This window comes from Bradyrhizobium sp. HKCCYLRH3099, assembly GCF_051167855.1.
Classification (GTDB): Bacteria; Pseudomonadota; Alphaproteobacteria; order Rhizobiales; family Xanthobacteraceae; genus Bradyrhizobium.
Map to the genome: position 1 here is coordinate 156,605 of NZ_JBNPTW010000008.1, position 20,644 is coordinate 177,248.

21 protein-coding genes are annotated in these 20,644 nt (G+C 66.1%); 15 read left to right on the forward strand and 6 right to left on the reverse strand.

Annotated features, from left to right (window positions below; genetic code table 11):
• Positions 1-5 precede the first annotated feature (5 nt).
• Positions 6-1,604, reverse strand: a complete 1,599-nt coding sequence (gene hisS, locus ACQR1Y_RS17890) for a histidine--tRNA ligase (RefSeq protein WP_434877580.1) — start codon at positions 1,602-1,604, stop codon at positions 6-8.
• Between the two features lie 429 nt (positions 1,605-2,033).
• Positions 2,034-3,113: a branched-chain amino acid aminotransferase gene (locus ACQR1Y_RS17895; protein ID WP_434877581.1), complete on the reverse strand. Its 1,080-nt coding sequence runs from the start codon at positions 3,111-3,113 to the stop codon at positions 2,034-2,036.
• 346 nt (positions 3,114-3,459) lie between these two features.
• Here ACQR1Y_RS17895 and ACQR1Y_RS17900 point away from each other — a divergent pair, with 346 nt between their 5' ends.
• The 3 genes from ACQR1Y_RS17900 (at position 3,460) to ACQR1Y_RS17910 (ending at position 6,597) form a co-directional block, all read left to right on the forward strand.
• Positions 3,460-4,011 carry a MarR family winged helix-turn-helix transcriptional regulator gene (locus ACQR1Y_RS17900; RefSeq protein ID WP_434877582.1) on the forward strand — a complete coding sequence of 184 codons (552 nt, stop codon included), beginning with the start codon at positions 3,460-3,462 and terminating at the stop codon, positions 4,009-4,011.
• Positions 4,008-4,739, forward strand: a complete 732-nt coding sequence (locus tag ACQR1Y_RS17905; protein WP_434877583.1) for a response regulator — start codon at positions 4,008-4,010, stop codon at positions 4,737-4,739. Before ACQR1Y_RS17900 ends, ACQR1Y_RS17905 begins: the two co-directional genes overlap by 4 nt.
• Before the next feature lie 469 nt (positions 4,740-5,208).
• Positions 5,209-6,597 carry an ATP-binding protein gene (locus tag ACQR1Y_RS17910; RefSeq protein WP_434856126.1) on the forward strand — a complete coding sequence of 463 codons (1,389 nt, stop codon included), beginning with the start codon at positions 5,209-5,211 and terminating at the stop codon, positions 6,595-6,597.
• 281 nt (positions 6,598-6,878) lie between these two features.
• Here ACQR1Y_RS17910 and ACQR1Y_RS17915 read toward each other — a convergent pair whose 3' ends face one another.
• Together ACQR1Y_RS17915 and ACQR1Y_RS17920 are read right to left on the reverse strand one after the other, a co-directional pair.
• Positions 6,879-7,430 carry a DUF3617 domain-containing protein gene (locus ACQR1Y_RS17915; RefSeq protein ID WP_434877584.1) on the reverse strand — a complete coding sequence of 184 codons (552 nt, stop codon included), beginning with the start codon at positions 7,428-7,430 and terminating at the stop codon, positions 6,879-6,881.
• A gap of 98 nt (positions 7,431-7,528) precedes the next feature.
• A complete protein-coding gene (locus ACQR1Y_RS17920; RefSeq protein ID WP_434856128.1) occupies positions 7,529-7,834 on the reverse strand; it encodes a hypothetical protein in 306 nt (101 codons plus the stop codon).
• Positions 7,835-8,001: 167 nt separating this feature from the next.
• On the opposite strand from ACQR1Y_RS17920, the gene ACQR1Y_RS17925 reads away from it, so the two are divergent.
• The 4 genes from ACQR1Y_RS17925 (at position 8,002) to ACQR1Y_RS17940 (ending at position 10,761) form a co-directional block, all read left to right on the forward strand.
• Positions 8,002-8,481 (forward strand): hypothetical protein, encoded by a 480-nt coding sequence (locus tag ACQR1Y_RS17925; protein WP_434856129.1) that lies wholly within the window; start codon positions 8,002-8,004, stop codon positions 8,479-8,481.
• Between the two features lie 107 nt (positions 8,482-8,588).
• Positions 8,589-9,293: a ribonuclease T2 family protein gene (locus ACQR1Y_RS17930; protein ID WP_434877585.1), complete on the forward strand. Its 705-nt coding sequence runs from the start codon at positions 8,589-8,591 to the stop codon at positions 9,291-9,293.
• Positions 9,294-9,432: 139 nt separating this feature from the next.
• Positions 9,433-10,293 (forward strand): 23S rRNA (adenine(2030)-N(6))-methyltransferase RlmJ, encoded by an 861-nt coding sequence (locus ACQR1Y_RS17935; protein ID WP_434877586.1) that lies wholly within the window; start codon positions 9,433-9,435, stop codon positions 10,291-10,293.
• A 252-nt stretch (positions 10,294-10,545) separates the two neighbouring features.
• Positions 10,546-10,761: a cold-shock protein gene (locus tag ACQR1Y_RS17940; RefSeq protein WP_006612991.1), complete on the forward strand. Its 216-nt coding sequence runs from the start codon at positions 10,546-10,548 to the stop codon at positions 10,759-10,761.
• A 244-nt stretch (positions 10,762-11,005) separates the two neighbouring features.
• Here ACQR1Y_RS17940 and ACQR1Y_RS17945 read toward each other — a convergent pair whose 3' ends face one another.
• Positions 11,006-11,641: an outer membrane protein gene (locus ACQR1Y_RS17945; protein ID WP_434856132.1), complete on the reverse strand. Its 636-nt coding sequence runs from the start codon at positions 11,639-11,641 to the stop codon at positions 11,006-11,008.
• Positions 11,642-11,887: 246 nt separating this feature from the next.
• Between ACQR1Y_RS17945 and uvrC the strand changes: the two genes are divergently transcribed.
• The 7 genes from uvrC to ACQR1Y_RS17980 all read left to right on the forward strand — a co-directional run bounded on the left by uvrC (position 11,888) and on the right by ACQR1Y_RS17980 (position 18,829).
• On the forward strand, positions 11,888-13,951 hold the full coding sequence (uvrC, locus tag ACQR1Y_RS17950) for an excinuclease ABC subunit UvrC (RefSeq protein WP_434877587.1): 2,064 nt from the start codon (positions 11,888-11,890) through the stop codon (positions 13,949-13,951).
• Between the two features lie 309 nt (positions 13,952-14,260).
• Entirely contained in the window at positions 14,261-14,596 is a 336-nt protein-coding gene (locus ACQR1Y_RS17955; protein ID WP_434856134.1) for a GIY-YIG nuclease family protein, read from the forward strand.
• Between the two features lie 266 nt (positions 14,597-14,862).
• The gene (pgsA, locus tag ACQR1Y_RS17960) at positions 14,863-15,480 is read left to right on the forward strand and encodes a CDP-diacylglycerol--glycerol-3-phosphate 3-phosphatidyltransferase (protein WP_035647124.1); all 618 of its coding nucleotides are present in this window, start codon (positions 14,863-14,865) and stop codon (positions 15,478-15,480) included.
• Entirely contained in the window at positions 15,477-15,728 is a 252-nt protein-coding gene (gene moaD, locus ACQR1Y_RS17965; protein WP_434877588.1) for a molybdopterin converting factor subunit 1, read from the forward strand. The genes pgsA and moaD overlap by 4 nt, the downstream gene beginning before the upstream one ends.
• Positions 15,729-15,749: 21 nt before the next feature.
• Entirely contained in the window at positions 15,750-16,214 is a 465-nt protein-coding gene (locus tag ACQR1Y_RS17970; protein ID WP_434877589.1) for a molybdenum cofactor biosynthesis protein MoaE, read from the forward strand.
• Positions 16,214-17,179 carry a 50S ribosomal protein L3 N(5)-glutamine methyltransferase gene (prmB, locus tag ACQR1Y_RS17975; RefSeq protein WP_434877590.1) on the forward strand — a complete coding sequence of 322 codons (966 nt, stop codon included), beginning with the start codon at positions 16,214-16,216 and terminating at the stop codon, positions 17,177-17,179. The genes ACQR1Y_RS17970 and prmB overlap by 1 nt, the downstream gene beginning before the upstream one ends.
• Positions 17,180-17,485: 306 nt before the next feature.
• Positions 17,486-18,829, forward strand: a complete 1,344-nt coding sequence (locus tag ACQR1Y_RS17980) for an aspartate aminotransferase family protein (protein WP_434877591.1) — start codon at positions 17,486-17,488, stop codon at positions 18,827-18,829.
• A gap of 163 nt (positions 18,830-18,992) precedes the next feature.
• Here the strand turns inward: ACQR1Y_RS17980 and ACQR1Y_RS17985 are convergent, their stop codons facing one another.
• Positions 18,993-19,604: an imm11 family protein gene (locus ACQR1Y_RS17985; protein ID WP_434877592.1), complete on the reverse strand. Its 612-nt coding sequence runs from the start codon at positions 19,602-19,604 to the stop codon at positions 18,993-18,995.
• 242 nt (positions 19,605-19,846) lie between these two features.
• Here ACQR1Y_RS17985 and ACQR1Y_RS17990 point away from each other — a divergent pair, with 242 nt between their 5' ends.
• A complete protein-coding gene (locus ACQR1Y_RS17990) occupies positions 19,847-20,398 on the forward strand; it encodes a phage holin family protein (protein ID WP_434877593.1) in 552 nt (183 codons plus the stop codon).
• Positions 20,399-20,644: the final 246 nt, after the last annotated feature.

A 20,644-nucleotide genomic window follows, 5' to 3' on the forward strand; every position in this document is an offset into this window, starting at 1 on the left:
TTCCCCTACCCCCAGCTCACGTCATGCCGCGCGAGCACCTCGCGGACGGCGGCGACGAGTTCGTCTTCCTTGGCCGAAACCTGCGCCGGGCGGCTCTCGCGCCATTCCTGGTTGGAGGCGATCGCGGCCGCGGCCTTGGCGCCCTCGATCAAATCCTTGATCTGCACCTCGCCGCGCGCCTTCTCGTCCGAGCCCTGGATGATGACGCAGGGCGCGTTGCGGCGGTCGGCATATTTGAGCTGGTTGCCCATGTTCTTCGGATTGCCGAGATAGAGCTCGGCGCGGATGCCGTGGCCGCGCAGGGTCGAGACCATCTTCTGATAGTCGGCGACGCGGTCGCGATCGAACACGGTCACCACGACGGGGCCGAAGGCCGGCCGCGTGTCGAGCTTGCCGAGCAAGGTCAGCGCGGCCTGCAGACGGGAGACACCGATGGAGAATCCGGTCGCCGGCACCGGCTCGCCGCGGAAGCGCGAGACGAGACCATCGTAACGGCCGCCGCCGCCAACCGAGCCGAACACCACCGGCTGGCCCTTCTCGTTCGGGATCGCGGCCAGCAGCTGCGCCTCGAACACCGGGCCCGTGTAGTATTCGAGGCCGCGCACGACCGAGGGATCGACCATGATCTGGCTGTGATAGCCGGCGGCATCGACCAGGCGCGCGATCTCGATGAGCTCGTTCAGGCCGTCGACCGCGAGCTTCGAGTCGGCAAAGGTCTCGCGCAGCATGTCGACGATGCGGCGCGCCACCTCGTACTCGCTCTCCTTGCGATCGGCATCGCCCGCGAGCCGCTGCGCGACATCCTTGTCGCCGGCGTAAGCGAGCGTCGGCGGCGCCACCAGCGCGCGCGCATTGACGAAGGTCTCGATCTTCCTGATCTGCGTCTCGTCGAGCCCCGCGCCCTTGGTGAAGTCGCCGCTCTCGTCCTTGCGGCCGGCGCCGAGCAGTTCGCGCACGCCGCGTTCGCCGAGCCGATCAAGCTTGTCGATCGCGCGCAACACGGTCAGCCGGCGGCCGATGTTCTCGTCGCCGCCGAGGCCGATCGCCTCCATGACGCCATCGAGCACCTTGCGATTGTTGACCTTGATCGCGTAGTCGCCGCGGGCAATGCCGAGCGCCTCCAGCGTGTCCGCCGCCATCATGCACATCTCGGCATCGGCCGCCGGCGATGCGGAGCCGACGGTGTCGGCATCGAACTGCATGAACTGGCGGAAGCGGCCGGGGCCGGGCTTCTCGTTGCGGAACACGTAGCCCGAGCGGTAGCTGCGATACGGCAGCACCAGGCCATCGGTGCCGTAGCGCTCGCCGACATAGCGCGCCAGCGGCGCGGTGAGGTCGTAGCGCAGCGAGATCCACTGCTCGTCATCGTCCTGGAACGAGAACACGCCCTCGTTCGGGCGATCCTGGTCGGGCAGGAACTTGCCGAGCGCATCGGTGTATTCGAACGCCGGCGTCTCCACCGGCTCGAAGCCGTAGCGCTCGTAGACCACGCGGATCTTCTCGACCATCTCGCGCGTCGCCGCGATCGCCGCGGGGCCGCGATCCTCGAGCCCGCGCGGCAGCCGCGCCTTCAGCTTCTGGGGTTTCTTGGGTTTGTCGGACATGGGGACTCGACCGTAGGGTGGGCAAAGCGCAGCGTGCCCACCATGGGCTAGATGACATCGCAGCGGTGGGCACGGCCCGCTATCGCGGTCCTTTGCCCACCCTACAGGATGGAATGCGTTGAGAGGGTGGTAGCAGCCGAGGAAGGGTGCGGCAACCGGAAGGGCGGGTATGACGTTGAACGCGATGGCTGGGCTTCAGCCTGCAATGTGGGCCGAGCATTTCGCTCCGCATGCGGTGCGCCCCCCCTCCCCCTTGCGGGGAGGGGTTGGGGGTGGGGGTCCACACGGGGAGTCTTTGCTGGGGACCCCCACCCCCGACCCCTCCCCGCAAGGGGGAGGGGAGAAGACCGTCATCGCGGCTCGACTGTGCCAGAACTCGACTGTGCCCAGAAATTGCCAGCCGAAGGGGGCTGCCCCTGCTTCACACCCCTACTTCACATCCCTGATCCACTGGTGCGGATCCGGGGTTCGGCCGTATTGGATATCCACCAGCTGCTTGCGCAGGCCCATGGCGACCGGGCCGGCGTCGCCGCCGTTGATCAGGACGTCGCCGCTCACCGAGCGGACCTTGCCGATCGGCGAGATCACCGCGGCGGTGCCGCAGGCGAACGCTTCCTTGAGCTTGCCGCTCGCGGCATCGGCACGCCACTGGTCGATCGCATACGCCTCCTCGCGCACCTCGCGGCCGGCGTCCCGCGCCAGCTTGATGATGGAGTCGCGGGTGATGCCGGGAAGGATGGTGCCGAGCGGCGGCGTCGACAGCGAGCCGTCGGCGAACACGAAGAACACGTTCATGCCGCCGAGCTCCTCGACATAGCGGCGCTCGATCGCGTCCAGGAACACGACCTGGTCGCAGCCCTGCGCCATCGCCTCGGCCTGCGCCTTCAGGCTCGCGGCGTAATTGCCGCCGCATTTGACGCCGCCGGTGCCGCCGACCGCGGCGCGGGTGTAGTTCTCCGACACCCAGATCGAGACCGGGGCCGGGCCGCCCTTGAAATAGGAGCCGACCGGAGACGCAATGACGGCGAAGATGTATTCCGCCGACGGCTTCACGCCGAGGAACACCTCGTTGGCGATCATGAACGGGCGCAGATAGAGGCTGCCCTCGCCGCCGGGGATCCAGGCGCGGTCGATGCGGACGAGCTGCTCGACCGCCTCGATGAAGACGCTCTCGGGCAGCTGCGCCATCGCCATGCGCTCGGCCGAATTCCAGAACCGCTTGGCGTTGGCGTCGGGCCGGAACAGATTCACGCCGCCATCGTCGCGCTTGTAGGCCTTCAGGCCCTCGAAGATCTCCTGCGCGTAGTGCAGGACGGCGGCGGCCGGATCGAGCGGGAAGTTGGCGCGCGACTCGACGCGGGCGCTGTGCCAGCCCTTGTCCTGGCTGTACTGGACCACGGCCATGTGATCGGTGAACACGCGGCCGAAGCCGGGGTTGGCGAGCTTGGCCGCCCGCTCCTGGTCGGAGGTCGGGTTCGCAGTCGGCTTGATGTCGAATGTCAAAGTCATGTCCTTGCTTCCCCCGCTCTGGTCGCCGTTCGCGAGTTCTGGCGCCGCCCCGTCGATCCGGGCCGTCGTCCTTTGAATTTTCAGACCTGCCGTGACCGGCGTCGCGCCGGGTTGCCAAGCAAGCATGCCACGACAGGACATGCTTTTGCGCCTCGCGGAAGTCCAGTATGGTTTGCCGAAATGCCGCTCGACATCACACGGTTGTTGAATACACCGCCAAGGGTTGCCCGTCGGGGTTGCTTTCGGCCCGTTCGGACACGTCTTGAGACGATCACCCGCCGATGAAACGATCTAAAATTTCGTGGCGGGCGATTGTTTTGTAACATTGAACCGCAGAAACGTCAATATGGCTGACATAAATTTCTCGTCTCCGACGTTGAGCCCCGATGTGCGCCCGGCCGAGCCCGCTGCGGCCGCCGGCGGCGAGCCGCTGCGCTGGGACATCATCGAGCTTCTGTTCTTCGCCTATCGCGACTTCGTTGGCGATGCCGACCACGAGCTGGAGGCGTTCGGCTTCGGCCGCGCGCACCATCGCGTGATGCATTTCGTCACACGCTATCCCGGCCTGAAGGTCGCCGATCTGCTCGACGTCCTGCGCATCACCAAGCAGTCGCTCGGGCGCGTGCTGAAGCAGCTGCTCGACGAAGGCTACATCGTGCAGAAGACCGGCAACAATGATCGCCGGCAGCGCCTTCTTTTCGCCACCCCCAAGGGCGAGGCGCTGGTGGCCAAACTGGCCGGCCTGCAGACCAAGCGCATCGATCGCGCGCTGGAGCAGATCGGACCGGCCGGTGCCGAGAAGGTCCGGCAATTCCTGCGCGCGATGATCGATCGCGACGATCCGGACAAGGTGCTGGAAGCGATCTTCAGGACGCCCGTCGCCGCTGCCAAGGAGTGACCGTGACGATCACCGCCATCGCCCCGCATCAGCAGCAGACGCCGGCCGACGACGCGCCGCATCTCCTGCTCGTCGACGACGACCGCCGCATCCGTGATCTCTTGTCACGCTTCCTGCGCGGCGAGGGCTATCGCGTCACCACGGCGGCGAGCGCGAGCGATGCCCGCGCCAAGCTGACGGGGCTGCATTTCGATCTCCTGATCCTCGACGTGATGATGCCCGGCGAAAGCGGCTTCGATCTCGCCCGCTTCATCCGTACGCAGTCATCGGTGCCGATCGTGATGCTGACGGCGCGCGCGGAGCCCGAGAGCCGGATTGAGGGCCTGCAGCTCGGGGCCGACGACTACGTGGCCAAACCGTTCGAGCCGCGCGAGCTCGCGCTGCGCATCGGCAATATCCTCAAGCGCGCCGCGCCGCCGCCGGCCGAGGAGGTCATCGAGCAGATCAGCTTCGGCCCGTTCGTGTATCATCTGGCGCGCGGCGAGTTGAAACAGGGCGAGGAGATCGTCCACCTCACCGACCGCGAGCGCGAGATGCTGCGCATCCTCGCCAATGCCCGCGGCGAGACCGTGCCGCGCGGCGCGCTGACCGGCAACGGCACCGTCAACGAGCGCGCCGTCGACGTCCAGATCAACCGCCTGCGCCGCAAGCTCGAGATCGACCCCGCCAACCCGCTGTTCCTGCAAGCCGTGCGCGGCATCGGCTATCGGCTGATGACGTCGGGGTGAGGATGAGCGGGCTTTTGAAGCAGCGCACTGACCCGCTCGTCCTTGGTACGAGGGCATATAGGGCCTCCTCCATGTTGGCGTCGGGGAGCAAGTTGGAGCCGAGATGGAGCACCGCGCTCGGTGCGCTCCCTCTCCCCGCTCTTGTCCGCCGTAGCTCGAAGAGCGAAGGCGGATGCGGGGACGCGACGAGCTTCGCTCGCGCTGAGAGGGTTGGGGTGAGGGGGTACAGGTCTCACCACGAACACTCCCCGTGCGGCTGCCCCTCTCCCCAGCCCTCTCCCCGTAACGACAGGGAGAGGGAGCAGACCGGCGCCTGGGCGAAGGCTGTCGCCTCGCCGCTGCAGGACGTGAAGCGCCCCGATCTCTCCTCGTCATTGCGAGCGAAGCGAAGCAATCCAGGGTCCCGCAATGACTCTGGATTGCGTCGCTTCGCTCGCGATGACGGACGCATGCAGCGATTGCGCACATCATGACCACGCTCGACACCGGCCTCACCCTGATCCGCACCGCCTCCCGCCGCGTGTCGCGCGCCAACAGCATTGTCGGCAATGCCTTCAAGGGCTGGATGCCGACCGGACTCTATGCCCGCGCGCTGCTGATCATGATCGTGCCGATGGTGATCCTGCAGACGGTGGTCGCCGGCGTGTTCATGGAGCGGCACTGGAACACGGTGACGCGGCGCCTGTCGGCCGCGGTGGTGCAGGACGTCGCCGCGCTGATCGACATCTACAAGGGCTATCCGCAGGACAAGGACCGCACCATGCTGCGCCGGATCGCGCAGCAGCGGCTGAATCTCGTGGTCGACTTCCTGCCCGCCGGCGATATGCCGCCGCCCGGACCGAAGCCGTTCTTCAATCTGCTCGACCAGTCGCTGTCGAGCCAGATCGGCCGCCAGATCAGCCGCCCCTATTGGATCGACACCGTCGGCCGCTCCAATTTGGTCGAGATCCGCATCGCGCTCGATGATGCCGTGATGCGGGTGTTCGCGCAGCGCGGCGCGGCCTATGCGTCGAACACCGACATCTTCCTGTTCTGGATGGTCGGCACGTCCTCGATCCTCTTGATCGTCTCGGTGCTGTTCCTGCGCAACCAGATCAAGCCGATCCTGCGGCTCGCCGACGCCGCCGAGAGCTTCGGCAAGGGCCGCGAGGTGCCGAACTTCCGGCCGCGCGGCGCGCGCGAGGTGCGGCGCGCGGCGCATGCGTTTCTGGAGATGAAGGCCCGCATCGAGCGCGCGATGGAGCAGCGCACGGCGATGCTGGCCGGTGTCAGCCACGACCTCCGCACCATCCTGACGCGCTTCAAGCTCGAACTGGCGCTGCTCGGCGACAGTCCCGAGATCGACGCCATGCGCAAGGACGTCGACGAGATGTCGCATATGCTGGAGGACTATCTGGCGTTCGCGCGCGGCGACAATGGCGAGATCGCGCAGCCGACCGACATCTCCAACGCGCTGGAGGAATTGCGCGGCGATGCCGAGCGCAACGGCCATTCCGCCACGGTGTCGTTCCACGGCCTGCCGGTGGTGACGGTGAAGCCGCAGGCGCTGAAGCGCTGCCTCGGCAATCTCGTCTCCAACGCCGCGCGCCACGCGGACGCCATCGCCATCACTGGCCATCGCGACCACCGCTACCTCACCATCACCGTCGACGATGACGGCCCCGGCATTCCCGCGGCCATGCGCGAGGAGGTGTTCAAGCCGTTCCTGCGCCTCGACGACGCCCGCAACCAGGACGAAGGCGGCACCGGCCTCGGCCTCGCCATCGCCCGCGACATCGCGCGGTCGCATGGCGGCGACATTACCCTGAGCGACAGCCCGATGGGCGGCTTGCGGGCGAGCGTGCGGATTCCGGTGTAGGCGCAGCGCTGCGCGGCAGTCGGAGTCGATATATCACAACACGAGCAGTCCTCTCCCCTCCCCCTTGCGGGGAGGGGTCGGGGGTGGGGGTCCACAAATTCCGCTGTCAGTGAGACGACGACCCGGCTCCTCCGACAGAATGCATGTGTGTTGTCGGTCTAAAGCCCGCCAAACGCAACGAAGAGAGAACAGACTCCCAACCGCGCTCCGCGCCCGGGGGACCCCCACCCCCGACCCCTCCCCGCAAGGGGGAGGGGAGCGGACCGAGCCCGCGGCGAGAGCTACTGCTTCACGCCCGGAATCAGGTTCTTCAGCTTGTTCATGTCCTTGATGTTCATCTTCATGCCGCCGGGCATGACGATGTCGCCGGGCTTCTGGTCCGGCTTGCAGGCGCCGAGCCATTTGGCCTCGATCGTCATGGCGGTGTCCTTCACGCCCGTCGTGCCTGCGGCGCCGCCCTGGACCTTCGACATCGTCTTCACCGTATAGGCCGAGTTGAAGTCGCCGGTGATGTCGGCATGCGACGTCGTATTGATGCCACCGAAATTGCAGACGGAATCGCTGACATAGCCGGTCGCCGTCTTCTGGATCTCCTGCTTGGAGCAGACCTGCTGCGCCATCGGCGAAGCGAAGTTGTTCATCTCCTTGTCGGTCGACTCGTCGGTGCAATGCTGCATCGTCGCGTCCGGCTGCTGGCTGCCGGACCGCATCATCTTCAGCTCCCATAGCCCCGCCTTGCGGACCGGCAGGTCCACGGCGCGAGCCTCATGGCTGGCGGCCACACTGAGAAGGCAGCAGGCCAACAGGCCGAGGGCGGTGCGGGTGCGGGTCATCAGCTTCGTTCCAGATCGTTGCGCGATGCCGGAGCGAATGCCGCCAAAAGATGGCAATTAGGAGAACGTCGATCGAGCGAACGGCAGTGGATCGAAGATCAGTACAGCGTCCGCAGCGGCCGTTGCGCCGAGCCGTAAGGTACCCAGCGGCAGGCGAACGACACATAGCCGCCATAGCGGGCATCGACAGCCTTGAACTTCGCGACCTTGCCGTAGGAGGCGCAATGATCCACTGCGAGCTGGCGCGCATCCGTGGTCTGGGCCAGCTGATAGGCGATGATGCCGCCGGTGTCGTTGCCCTTGAAGGCCGGCACATAGTCAGCCTGGGCGGATGCGACCGCCAACAGCGTCCCGACGGCCGCGAGGCCTGCAGTCTTCACGAGTCCGGCCTTCAGCGTCCGCATTGCAATCTCCTTGAGCTGGCTGCCATTCTAAAGGTCCTGTCCGGCCAAGAAAAGAACACCGCGCCCGGGTTAACAGGACTAATCGTGGAGTGTTGCCGCGTTGCACTTGACCTCCTGTGGCCGCCACGGCACGGTCCATGCTCCCGGATCAGACTTGCGGACGCCCCATGCGCGACTTCAGCACCTCCTTTAAGACGCTCGGCATCAAGACGTTCGGCGCCGCCTGCGGCGCGCTGCTCGCCGGCCTCGTCGCGAGCGCTCCGGCCCAGGCCGCCAATCCGCTGGAGATGAATTTCTGGCTGTCCGGTCCGAAATATGAAGGCCGGGTCGCCCCTTGCGAAGCGGCCATTCCGACCGTGGTGTCGCGCTTCCAGGAGAAGGAAAGCACCTTCTGGAATTCGTCGTTGACCATTACCGGCGTTGCGAACGTGCATGAGATCGCCTTCCGCCCCTGGCAGTCCGACAACATTCCGCGCCGCTTCTGCACCGGCAGCGTGATGATCAGCGACGGCAAGGCGCGCACCGTGAATTTCTCGATCATCGAGGACGGCGGCTTTGCCGGCTATGACCAGGGCGTCGAGTTCTGCGTCGTCGGCCTCGACCGCAACTGGGCCTACAATCCGGCCTGCCGCGCCGCCAAGCCCTGAGTCGCTGACACCAGCCGAATCAGTCGGCCGCCCGCCAGGGCGGCCTTTTTGTTCTTGAAATGTTCCGGCGGACTGCTACCCTCCCGGCATTGTCCGGGGAGCCCGCCATGTCCGATTGCCTGCGCCGACCTGCCGTCCGTGTATCCCAACTGGTTGCCTGCCTCACGCTCCTGCTCTGCCTGCTGGCGGCCCTGCCCGTGCGGGCCCAGGACCGCCGTCAGAATGCGCCCGGCGCATTCGACTTCTACGTGCTGTCGCTGTCCTGGTCGCCGTCGTTCTGCGCCGAGGCCGAGGAGCGCGGCGGACGCGGCAGCAAGTCGCAGCAATGCAGCGGCCGGCCCTACTCCTTCGTCGTGCATGGGCTGTGGCCGCAATATGAGACCGGCTATCCCGAATATTGCGAGCAGCCGGCGCCGCGCCTGCCGCGCAACATCATGACCTCGATGCTGGACCTGATGCCGGCGCCGGGGCTGATCTACAACGAATGGGACAAGCACGGCACCTGCGCCGGCCTGTCGGCGAAGGCCTATTTCGAGGCGATCCGCAAAGCGCGCGCCGCGATCAAGATCCCGCCGGAGTTTCTCGATCTGGCGCAGGCCAAGACGGTCTCGCCGGCCGCCGTCGAGGACGCCTTCATCAAGGCCAATCCCAAGCTCACGACGTCGGGCATAGCCGTGACCTGCAACCGCACCCGGCTCAGCGAGGTTCGCATCTGCCTGTCGAAGGATCTGGAATTCCGCAGCTGCGACGAGGTCGACCGCCAGGCCTGCCGCCGCGACGAGGTCAACATGCCACCGGTGCGCGGCGGCTAGAATCTCGCCGAGAGAGCGGTGGCAGCGCCCCTGCTCTCGCCATGCGGCGATGTCGGCGCGGCCGGCAGATGCAGCGTCATGAACCGCCGACGCATCGACGGGGTACCCTTTTGGCGCGGAACGGCGTAACCCGTGCGGCATGAACTACCGACACGCCTTTCACGCCGGCGGCTTTGCCGACGTCATCAAGCACATCGTGCTGACGCGCATCCTGGTCTACCTCCAGGAGAAGCCGGCGGCATTCCGGGTGATCGACACCCATGCCGGCGCCGGCCTCTACGACCTCACCGGCGACGAGGCCACGCGCAGCGGCGAATATCTCACCGGCATCGCACGGCTGTTGCAGGCGCGGCTGTCCGAGCAGGCCTATGCACTGTTGTCGCCATATCTCGACATCGTCAGATCGTTCAATCCGAAAGCCGAACTCGTCGCCTATCCCGGCTCGCCGCTGATCGCACGCGCTCTGCTACGGCCGCAGGACCGCATGACCCTGTGCGAGCTGGCGCCCGTGCCGCGCAAGCAGCTGATCGACGCACTGCGGCGCGACACGCAGGCCCGCGTCGTCGATCTCGACGGCTGGGTCGCCCTGCCCGCCTTCGTGCCGCCGAACGAGCGCCGCGGCGTGGTGCTGATCGATCCGGCCTTCGAGGCCAAGGATGAGTTCGCGCGGCTCGCCGAGCGCTTCGCCGCAGCCTATGTGAAGTGGCCGACCGGTATCTATGTGCTGTGGTATCCCGCCAAGACCCGCCGCGCGACCGAGGAACTGACCGATCGTGTCGCAGAGCTGGTAGGTAGCTCCAAGCCGGCGGGCAAGCTGTTGCGACTCGAGTTCAGCGTTGCACCGCAAATCGAGGGGGAGGCGCTGACCTCGACGGGACTGCTGATCGTCACCCCTCCCTGGACATTGCATGATGAGTTGAAGCTCATCATGCAGGAGTTGCAGCGGCCGCTCGGCCAGGGCGGCGCCGCACGCTTCCGGCTGGAAATCCCCAAAGGTTGAAGCCTGTATACCTCGAAAAGCCATGGTCAACGGACGCGGAACCGTATTATTGTGTCTGATTGTAAGACTGGCTTTACGTTCCGCTTCCGCGAATGGTTGCGGCGGGGTGATCAAGGCCTAATAAGTACCGACGATCCGGCGCGACGAGCGCCGGTCGTTAAGGTGGCCAACGCTTTCCGATCAAAGTGATGTCCGGTCGGACGCTGCGCAGGGCGCGCAGTGGAGGAAGCATTGCGGGGGAGGAGTTTCCCGATGGCCATGACTGGGACGGTCAAGTTCTTCAATGGTGAGCGCGGCTACGGCTTCATCAAGCCGGACGACGGTGGACGCGACGTGTTCGTGCACATCACGGCGGTGGAGCGCGCGGGCCTGAAGGACCTGACCGAGGGACAGCGTATCAGTTTCGAGGTCGAGCCCGACAAGAAGGGCAAGGGACCGAAAGCGGTGAACCTGGTGCTGTCGTCTTGACGGAGGCCCGCGCGATCGTCGCGGCGCTTCGGCGCAGCCGGTCGTAGCGGGCGCGCTCCGACGTCAATCGATCCGACTCTCGAAAGCTGACGGCCGTGCAGCCGACGCTTGCCCGCGCGATCCATGCGGACAGGCTGCGCGATCACGCGCGTGCGTCAGCGACGGCGACAACAAAAAAATCCCGGCCGCGCGAGCGGCCGGGAGGTTGTCGTTCGACGTTTCTTCTTCCTATCCCGTCTTGCCATCAGAACCGGAAGTTGATGCCCAAGCGCACCAGTCCCGTCCGATAGTCGTTCTTCGCCCCCGTGATCACGAAATTGCTGCTGTCGAGATCGACATAGAGATACTCGATCTTGGCGCTCCAGTTCTGCGCGAGGCCGACCTCGGTGCCGACGCCGAGCGTCCAGCCGACCGTGGTGTGCGATTCCGACAGGCCGAAGGTCTCCGCGCGCAACGAGCCGAAGGCGAGACCGCCGGTGCCGTAGAACAGGATGTTGTTGAAGGCGTAGCCGGCGCGGCCCCGCAGGGTGCCGAACCACGGGTTGGAGAACTTCCACGGCGCGAAGGTGTCGTTGGCGCCGGTCAGGTTGAAGTCGCCCTCCGCGCCGAACACCCAGGGGCCGTTCTGCCAGTTGTAGCCCGCGGTGATGCCGCCGGTGAGGCCCGAGGGCTTGGTCGGGTTGTTGCCGACCGTACCCCATTCATAGCCCAGCGTGCCGCCGAGATAGGGTCCGGCCCAGCTATAGGCATTGAGCGGCTGATTCACCGTGTAGGGCGCGCGGCGCCCATAGCCGAGGTCGGCCGCCTGCGCCGACACCGATCCGAGAGCCGCTGCGCCCAACCCCGCCACAGCGGCAGCACCGACCAAGAACCTGTTCATCGCTCACTCCACGCCACTTGCCGCCACCACCCGGAGCAAGCGCCGCGCGACGGCGCGGGCCGGTGTGGTTACGGAACTCCAACTTTTTTCGTGAGCATTTATCGAGAGTTTTAGGTTAAGCCGTTGTTAAGCCGGGTTAGCGAGCCATTAACGTGCTTAACGAAGCGTTACCGCCGTCGGCCCTGCCCTGTGCATGGCGCGCGCGCACGCTGGCGAGACGGCGCGGCAGCGCTTAACTTGTCGGACATGACCACCCACAGCTCCGATCCACCCAAGGCGCCGGCGCCTGACAGCCGCCGTGGCGCCGCGGCCGACCTGCCGCCCGAGGCGGCCGACACGCCAGATCTCGATCCCGCGGCGCCCGCCGATGAGGATGACGAGGGCCGGCTGCCAGAGCTGACCGAGGAGAGCCTGGAGCCGATCGGCGAAGGCCCGCTCGCGACCGGCCATGCCGCCATCGAGAACGCGGTGCGGCTGGCGCCGACCTCGCCCGGCGTCTACCGCATGCTCAATGCGGCCCATGACGTGCTTTACGTCGGCAAGGCCAAGAACGTCAAAAAGCGGCTGTCGTCCTATGCGCGCGCCAACGCGCCGCTGCCGGCGCGCATCTTGCGCATGATCGCGGCCACCGTGAGCGTCGAGATCGTCTCGACGACGACGGAGACCGAGGCGCTGCTGCTGGAAGCGAACCTGATCAAGCAGCTCAAGCCGCGCTTCAACGTGCAGCTGCGCGACGACAAATCGTTCCCCTATATCCTGATCACCGGCGACCATTGGGCGCCGCAGATCCTCAAGCATCGCGGCGCGCAGTCGCGGCCGGGGCGCTATTTCGGCCCGTTCGCTTCGGCCGGTGCGGTCAACCGCACCATCACGGCGCTGCAGCGTGCTTTCCTGATCCGCTCCTGCACCGATTCGTTCTTCGAGAGCCGCAGCCGGCCCTGCCTGCTGCACCAGATCCGCCGCTGTGCCGGGCCCTGCACCCAGGAGATCGACTTTCCCGGCTACACCGAGCTCGTGCGCGAGGCGACCGACTTCCTGTCCGGCCGCAGCCAGGCGGTGAAGTCGCTGCTCGCAGGCGAGATGGAGAAGGCCTCCGCCGAGCTCGAATTCGAGACCGCGGCCGTCTATCGCGACCGTCTCGCCGCGCTGTCGGCGATCTCCTCGCAGCAGGGCATCAATCCGCGCACGGTCGAGGAAGCCGACGTGTTCGCCATTCACCAGGAGGGCGGCTTCTCCTGCGTCGAGGTGTTCTTCTTCCGCACCGGCCAGAACTGGGGCAATCGCGCCTACTTCCCGCGCGCCGAGAAGACGTTCACTCCGGAGGAGGTGCTGTCCGCCTTCCTCTCGCAATTCTACGACGACAAGCCGCCGCCGAAACTGATCCTGCTGTCGCACGAGATCGAGGAGGCCGAGCTGCTCGCCGAGGCACTGTGCGTCAAGGCCGGCCACAAGGTCGAGGTGTCCTGCCCGAAGCGCGGCGAGAAGAAGGATCTCGTCACGCATGCGCTGACCAATGCGCGCGAGGCGCTGGGCCGCAAGCTCGCCGACACCGCAACGCAGAGCCGCTTGCTGGAGGCGATGACCGCGACGCTCGCGCTGCCGCAGGTGCCGAAGCGCATCGAGGTCTACGACAACAGCCACATCCAGGGCACCAACGCGGTCGGCGCGATGATCGTCGCCGGTCCCGACGGCTTCATGAAGAACCAGTACCGCAAGTTCAACATCAAGTCGGAGGGGCTCACGCCCGGCGACGACTACGCGATGATGAAGGAGGTGCTGCAGCGCCGCTTCAAGCGGCTGGTCGCTCCGTCGGAGAAGGACCTCGCGCGCGCCGCGAAGGAGGACGACGTGCCGCAATGGCCTGATCTCGTCATCATCGACGGCGGCCGCGGCCAGCTCAATGCCGTCCGCGAGATCTTCACCGAGCTCGGCGTCAGCAACGTCGCGCTGATGTCGGTCGCCAAGGGCCCGGATCGCGACGCTGGCCGCGAGACGCTGTTCATTCCCGAGCGCGAAGCCATCAAGCTCGAGCCGCGCGACCCCGTGCTGTATTTCATCCAGCGCCTGCGCGACGAGGCGCATCGCTTCGTCATCGGCTCGCACCGCAAGCTGCGCAAGAAGGACATCCGCGAAGCCGGCCTGCAGGAGATCCCCGGCATCGGCCCGTCCCGCAAGCGCGCGCTGCTGCACCATTTCGGCACCCTGAAGGAGATCGAGCGCGCCTCGATCGCCGACCTCGGCAAGGTGCCGGGCGTCTCCGCGGAGAGTGCGCGGAAGATTTTCGAGTACTTCCACAGCAATGTGAGCTGAGGGCGGTTCGCCGATCCGGCGAGAGTCCCGCCGCGGCTTGAGCCCGCCCCTCTCCACCGTCATTCCGGGGCGCGCGCAGCGCGAGCCCGGAATCCATAGCCACAGGCGGACGTGTGAACGGGACAGGCTGTGGCGATCATCCCGCATCACCACTCACTCTCGTGGTTATGGATTCCGGGCTCGCCCTTCGGGCGCCCCGGAATGACGTCGATGGGCTGGTGCCCTGCTTCTTGCACTGGGGGCACGGAAAGCATTTTACCCGGATATAATTATCTGATATCCACCCGGACGAAAATCCGGAGCACCACCATGACCCCCGATCAGCGCAAGGCGGCCGCAGCCGCCTACAAGGAACGCAAGACCCCCGCCGGCATCTATGCCGTGACCTGCGCCGCCACCGGCGCGCGCTGGGTCGGCTGCGCGCCCGATCTCGACAAAATCCAGAATCGGCTCTGGTTCACCCTGCGCCAGGGCGGCCATCGCCGCGGCGGACTGCAGGCGGCCTGGACGGCGCATGGCGAAGCCGCCTTCAGCCTGGAGGTAATCGAGACCTTCGACGACGAGACGCTGGCCTATGTCCGCGACCGCGTGTTCGCGGAGCGCCAGGCGCATTGGTGCGCAGTGCACGCGGCCGAGGCGATCTGACAAGCCGGAGCCGCGCCGCGCGGTCGCGCAGCTGTCACTGCACCGCAATAAGAAGGATCGGCGGGCCCACCGCGGCGCGCCGATCTCGACACTGGCGCGGGCGCGCCGGGTTGCTTAAGGAAGCGTTACCGCTCTCTTTGTATCCGGGCGGGAGAGTTCCTATCTCCGCAGGACCTCGTTGCGATTTGCGTCATATCTGCGTCATCCTGCCCGGGCGGCCCGGCTCGGAGGTTGACGTTCGAACGGCGGCAGTATTGGTACACCGGATGAATATTGCGACCACACGCGTGCCCAGCAAGACGTCGACGTCCCTGCCGAACATCCTGACCTATACGCGCATCGCCGCGATACCGGTCGTGGTCGGTTGCATCTACGCGCAGTCCATCATGGATTATCCGCTGTGGCTGCGCTGGGTCGCGGTGGCCGTGTTCATCGCCGCTGCCATCACCGACTATCTCGACGGCTATTACGCCCGCATCTGGAACCAGCAATCGGCGTTCGGCCGCATGCTCGACCCGATCGCCGACAAGCTGCTGGTCGCCTCGTGCCTGCTGATGCTGGCCGCCGACAACAGCATCCATGGCTGGACCCTGTGGGCCGCGATCGTGATCCTCTGCCGCGAGATCCTGGTCTCGGGCCTGCGCGAATATCTCGCCGCGCTGCGGGTCAGCGTGCCCGTGACCAAGGTCGCGAAGTGGAAGACCACGATGCAGCTGATCGCGATCGGCTTCCTGCTCGCGGGCGAGGCCGGCGACCAGGTGGTTCCGGTGGTGACCATGATCGGCATCGTGCTGCTGTGGGCCTCGGCGATCTTCACGATCTACACCGGCTACGACTATTTCCGGGCCGGCATCCACCACCTCATCGAAGAGGATTCGCGATGAAGGTGAAATATTTCGCCTGGGTGCGCGAGCGCATCGGCAAGGCCGAGGAGACCATCGAACCGCCGGCCGACGTCCGCACCGTCAGCGAGCTGATTGCGTGGCTGACCGAACGCGGCGAGGGCTATGCCTATGCGTTCGAGAAGCCCAAGGTGATCCGCACCGCGATCGACCAGACCCATGTGCAGCCGGACACGGCGATATCAGGCGCCCGCGAGATTGCCTTCTTCCCGCCGATGACCGGCGGCTGACGCGCGCCGGAAACAAACACCATGACCGCGATCGTCACCGTCCGCGTGCAGCACGAGGATTTCGACACCGCCGCCGAGATCGCGGCGCTGGGCCGAGGCCGCACCGACGTCGGCGCCGTCGTCAGCTTCTCCGGCCTGTGCCGTGGCAACGACCACGCCACGCCGATCTCGGCGCTGACGCTCGAGCATTATCCGGGCATGGCGGAAGCCGAGATCATGCGCCATGCCGAGCAGGCGATGGCGCGCTGGCCGCTGCAGGGCCTCACCGTGATCCATCGCTTCGGCCGCATCACGCCGGGCGAGAACATCGTGCTGGTGGTGACCGCATCGAGCCACCGCCGGGCCGCGTTCGAGGCGGCCGAGTTCCTGATGGATTATCTCAAGACCAACGCGCCGTTCTGGAAGCGCGAGGAAACCGAAGATGGCGGCAGCTGGGTCGAGGCCAAAAGCCACGACGATGCCGCCGCGGCGCGCTGGACGAAGTGATGGCAAAGAAGGCGAAGGCGGCTGCGCCGCGCAAGCCGGCGGCACTGAGGCTGCCGAAGGTCAATGCCGGCGAGCTGGCGACACTGCTCGACTACCTGCGCTACGCCGTGAGCTGCTTCCAGAACGCCGATTTGGTGTTCGCGCATGGCACAACCGATCCGGTGTCGGAGGCCGCGTTCCTCATCGGCGAGGCGCTGCATCTGCGGCCCGAGCAGTTCGAGACCTTCGTCACCGCGCGGGTCACCGCGGCCGAGGGCAAGACCATCCTCGACCTGATCACGGCCCGAATCGCCACGCGCAAGCCGGCAGCGTACCTGGTCAACAAGGTCTACATGCGCGGCCTGCCGTTCTATGTCGACGAGCGCGTCATCGTGCCGCGCTCGTTCATCGGCGAGCTGCTGGAGACGCATTTCGGTGGGGCCGAAGCTGACGGCACCTCGCTGATCGACGATCCCCTGGCGGTCGACAGCGTGCTCGACCTCTGCACCGGCTCCGGCTGCCTCGCCATCCTCGCCAGCCGCCACTTCCCGAACGCTGTCATCGACGCGGTCGACATCTCCAAGGATGCGCTTGCCGTCGCCGCCAAGAACGTCGCCGACTACGACCTCGGCGAGCGTGTCACGCTGCATCGCGGCGATCTGTTCGCGCCGCTGAGCCAGCGCCGCTACGATTTGATCATCAGCAATCCGCCCTATGTCGATGCCGAGGGCATGGCGGGCCTGCCCCGGGAATGCCGCGCCGAGCCGGCACTTGCCTTCGACGGCGGCGCCGATGGGCTCGATATCATCCACCGCATCATCAGCGAGGCCCGCGATCACCTGACCGCCGAAGGCGGGCTGCTGTGCGAGGTCGGCCGCGACCGGCCGCAGATCGAGGCCGCCTATCCCGACCTGCCGCTGCTGTGGCTCGATACCGAGGACTCCGAGGGCGAGGTGTTCTGGATCACCGCGCGCGATCTGGTGTGAGGCTCCGCACCGCCGCGCGCTGGCGCGAAATGACGCAGCGGACTTCCAGGATTCGGCACAAACTGCTGCCGCTGTGCAGAATTCGCTCACCAGGGCAGCGGGAACGCCGGACCTTTGGCGTTTCCGTCCGTCCGCGAAACTGATAGCTTGGCGCCGGCCCGGATCATCCGCTGACGACGTCGGCGCGCGCATTCAGGCCCCTCACGCACGATCCGTTTCGGTCAGTGTCTGGCAACCGGTTTGCCACCTTTCCGGGTCATGCTGTCGCCGTCGCACAATCTGCCTTGAACGTCCGAAGAGGTCCCCATGCTGGACAAGAGCCCCCGCCCCGCCGTCACCGTTCCGAATGATCTTGCCGCGCATTGGATGCCGTTCACCGCGAACCGCGCGTTCAAGAAGAATCCGCGCATGCTCGCCGGCGCCAAGGACATGCACTACATCACCGTCGACGGCCGCAAGATCATCGACGCTGCCGCGGGCATGTGGTGCTGCAACGCCGGTCACGGCCGCACCCAGATCGCGGAAGCCATCGGCCAGCAGGCCGCAGCGCTCGACTACGCGCCGCCCTTCCAGTTCGGCATTCCCCAGGCGTTCGAACTCGCGAACCGCATCGCCGACCTCGCGCCCGCCGGTCTCGACCACGTGTTCTTCTGCAACTCCGGCTCGGAGGCTGCCGACACCGCGCTGAAGATGGCGCTCGCCTATCACCAGATCAACGGCCAGGGCAGCCGCACCCGCCTGATCGGCCGCGTCCGCGGCTATCATGGCGTCGGCTTCGGCGGCACCTCGGTCGGCGGCATCGTCAACAACCGCAAGCTGTTCGGCACCCTGCTCACCGGTGTCGACCACATCCCGGCAACCTATGACCGCGAGAAGCAGGCCTTCACCAAGGGCGAGCCGGAATATGGCGCGCACTTCGCCGAGGAGCTCGAGACCCTCGTCGGCCTGCACGGCGCCAACACGATCGCCGCCGTCATCGTCGAGCCGATGGCCGGCTCCACCGGCGTGATCCCGGCGCCGAAGGGCTATCTCAAGCGCCTGCGCGAGATCACCCAGAAGCACGGCATCCTCTTGATCTTCGACGAGGTCATCACCGGCTTCGGCCGTCTCGGCCATGCCTTCGCCGCTGAGCGCTACGGTGTGACGCCGGACCTGCTGACCTTCGCCAAGGGCGTCACCAATGGCGCGGCACCGATGGGCGGCGTGCTGGTGCGCGACACCATCCACGACGCGTTCATGAGCGGCCCGGAGCACATGGTCGAGTTCACCCATGGCTACACCTACTCGGCGCATCCGATCGCCTGCGCCGCCGGGCTCGCCACGCTCGACATCTATCGCGACGAAAAGCTGTTCGAGCACACCAAGGCGATCGAGCCGAAATGGGCCGACGCCGTGATGTCGCTGAAGGGCTTGCCCAACGTGCTCGACATCCGCACCGTCGGCCTCACCGCCGGCATCGACCTCGCGCCGCTGCCCGACGCCGTCGGCAAGCGCGGTTATCAGGCGATGGAGCAGGCCTTCCACAACACCGACCTGATGCTGCGCATCGCCGGCGACACCCTTGCTCTGACGCCGCCGCTGATCATCAACGAGGACCAGATCGGCGAGATCGTCGAGAAGGTCGGCAAGGTGATCAAGGCCGTGGCGTAAGCCGCGCGTTCATCGAGCTCGATGAAATGGCGGCCCTCGCGGCCGCCATTTTGTTTTGACCGGACTAGAAGGCCGTGATGCTGGAGTTGGCTTCTTGCTTAGAACGGGCGGCGCAGAGCAGCTACGATCGAAGCCCCCCCGCAATCAGCCACTGGCCAGTTGCTCAAATTTCTGCATATAGCGGAGCATCATAGAACGAGCGGATTTCCGCTCCTTTCAGTCTCTTGAACAACTCCTCAGTGACCAGCGGCCCCTTCGTCGGCATGTGCGGATCGACCCACATGTGCATGCCCCCGATACGGTCTTTGTCGAATGCAAATATCTCACCCGGTTTGGGTTGCCACAATCCGCCGCGAGGTGTCGGAGCCCACGTCGCATTCGTCTTCTCTCGGTTGACCGCATCGCGCAGCACCGTCGTGAAGAAGAAGTAGAACTGGCCGGCCTCGGAGCCGTCGCGCCAGATGCATTCGACTGGAAAATACTGGATGTCCTTCTGAAGGCCCTCGACCAGGTCAAGGAATCGGCGGCTGACCAGCAGCATGTGAAACTGGTTGTCGAAATCGACCAGCTTCCGCTTGCGGCCTCTCAAACGCAGTCTCGTCGGCATGTGGCAGCTTGAGACCCGCGCACCGCCGCCAAACCCTCGCCAGGGACGATAGAGCTCCAGCGCGTAAGCCACAGGCTCTTCGAAGGCGATCTTGTCAACGTCCCCGTCGAGCGCGTCGGCGCCGTAAGTGTACATCCATGGATTTTCAGGCAGCAGAAACCGAGCCATCACCGCGGGACCTTCCCGTTCCATTGACGCCAACGATCTTTCCGGCAGAAAATTACTATTTCTTCCGAGTTGTGCCACCTGTTTGGCTGCTTCCGGACAGGGCATCAATCGATGCTAGACCGCGCTTCCGGCAACAATCGTCGTGAGCCCCGCCCCCTCCCCGCCGGGAACCTTCGCAAATCCTCCACGTTCATGTCGCGAGCCGGCGGTTCGCGCGCGGCGACGATTTTCGGAGGACGCGCATGCTCGCACCGCCAGGAGAGCTCCTGCAATTGGGCCTCGAGCAGAGGCTGAACCGCGTCAAGCGCGCCACCCAGGCCTATATGCGGGATCGCACGCGACAGGCGACGGGCACGGTGACCTCCTATGCCGTCGCGGCCGGGCTGTTCGCCACGGCGGGAATCTTCCTGATCGCAGCCTGCATCGTCGGCCTGACCGCGCTATTCCGGTGGGTGGAAATGACCTACGGCCTGTTCACCGCCTTCGCGGTGGTCGGCGGCATCATGCTGGCGCTGGCGGTCATCTGCGCGGTGATCGCGGCGGTCAAGCTGCGCAGCCCGACGCCGCATTATCCCTCGCTCGGCAGCCGGCTGCGCGTGGCGATCGCCGCGCCGGTGGCGCGGCAGCCCGACGCCGACGAGATCGATCCCGACACCATCCCGCTGGCGCCATCGGCGAGTTCGACGAATCACAGCGGTGGTCTCGGCCGGGTCAACGTGCCCGTCGGCGTCGCCGTTGCCGCCCTGCTGCTCGGAGTTGCGGCGCTGCGCCGGCGTCGCCAGCACAACGACTGAGCGCTTCGATCGCCGTCGAAGCATCGGCGAATTATCTGAGCTGATCAGCAACGCGCGCATGCCGGGACGGCGGTCCCGGCTGACGCGCGTGTTTTGCCACGGTCTTCGAGACGCCTCGGAGCAGTGAACACATCCAGACACATGTCGGGATGGTGCACCCCGTCGTTCTACGGGACCATCCCACTACGATGACACTTCGCTGTCAGACGCGAACATGCGTAAATGACACGCGATGGGGAAATCGTC

Coding starts and splice junctions, on each gene's coding strand:
- hisS (WP_434877580.1), bottom strand. CDS start 1,604: ATGTCCGACAAACCCAAGAAACCCCAGAAGCTGAAGGCGCGGCTGCCG.
- ACQR1Y_RS17895 (WP_434877581.1), bottom strand. CDS start 3,113: ATGACTTTGACATTCGACATCAAGCCGACTGCGAACCCGACCTCCGAC.
- ACQR1Y_RS17900 (WP_434877582.1), top strand. CDS start 3,460: ATGGCTGACATAAATTTCTCGTCTCCGACGTTGAGCCCCGATGTGCGC.
- ACQR1Y_RS17910 (WP_434856126.1), top strand. CDS start 5,209: ATGACCACGCTCGACACCGGCCTCACCCTGATCCGCACCGCCTCCCGC.
- ACQR1Y_RS17915 (WP_434877584.1), bottom strand. CDS start 7,430: ATGACCCGCACCCGCACCGCCCTCGGCCTGTTGGCCTGCTGCCTTCTC.
- ACQR1Y_RS17920 (WP_434856128.1), bottom strand. CDS start 7,834: ATGCGGACGCTGAAGGCCGGACTCGTGAAGACTGCAGGCCTCGCGGCC.
- ACQR1Y_RS17925 (WP_434856129.1), top strand. CDS start 8,002: ATGCGCGACTTCAGCACCTCCTTTAAGACGCTCGGCATCAAGACGTTC.
- ACQR1Y_RS17930 (WP_434877585.1), top strand. CDS start 8,589: ATGTCCGATTGCCTGCGCCGACCTGCCGTCCGTGTATCCCAACTGGTT.
- ACQR1Y_RS17935 (WP_434877586.1), top strand. CDS start 9,433: ATGAACTACCGACACGCCTTTCACGCCGGCGGCTTTGCCGACGTCATC.
- ACQR1Y_RS17940 (WP_006612991.1), top strand. CDS start 10,546: ATGGCCATGACTGGGACGGTCAAGTTCTTCAATGGTGAGCGCGGCTAC.
- ACQR1Y_RS17945 (WP_434856132.1), bottom strand. CDS start 11,641: ATGAACAGGTTCTTGGTCGGTGCTGCCGCTGTGGCGGGGTTGGGCGCA.
- uvrC (WP_434877587.1), top strand. CDS start 11,888: ATGACCACCCACAGCTCCGATCCACCCAAGGCGCCGGCGCCTGACAGC.
- ACQR1Y_RS17955 (WP_434856134.1), top strand. CDS start 14,261: ATGACCCCCGATCAGCGCAAGGCGGCCGCAGCCGCCTACAAGGAACGC.
- pgsA (WP_035647124.1), top strand. CDS start 14,863: ATGAATATTGCGACCACACGCGTGCCCAGCAAGACGTCGACGTCCCTG.
- moaD (WP_434877588.1), top strand. CDS start 15,477: ATGAAGGTGAAATATTTCGCCTGGGTGCGCGAGCGCATCGGCAAGGCC.
- ACQR1Y_RS17970 (WP_434877589.1), top strand. CDS start 15,750: ATGACCGCGATCGTCACCGTCCGCGTGCAGCACGAGGATTTCGACACC.
- prmB (WP_434877590.1), top strand. CDS start 16,214: ATGGCAAAGAAGGCGAAGGCGGCTGCGCCGCGCAAGCCGGCGGCACTG.
- ACQR1Y_RS17980 (WP_434877591.1), top strand. CDS start 17,486: ATGCTGGACAAGAGCCCCCGCCCCGCCGTCACCGTTCCGAATGATCTT.
- ACQR1Y_RS17985 (WP_434877592.1), bottom strand. CDS start 19,604: ATGGCTCGGTTTCTGCTGCCTGAAAATCCATGGATGTACACTTACGGC.
- ACQR1Y_RS17990 (WP_434877593.1), top strand. CDS start 19,847: ATGCTCGCACCGCCAGGAGAGCTCCTGCAATTGGGCCTCGAGCAGAGG.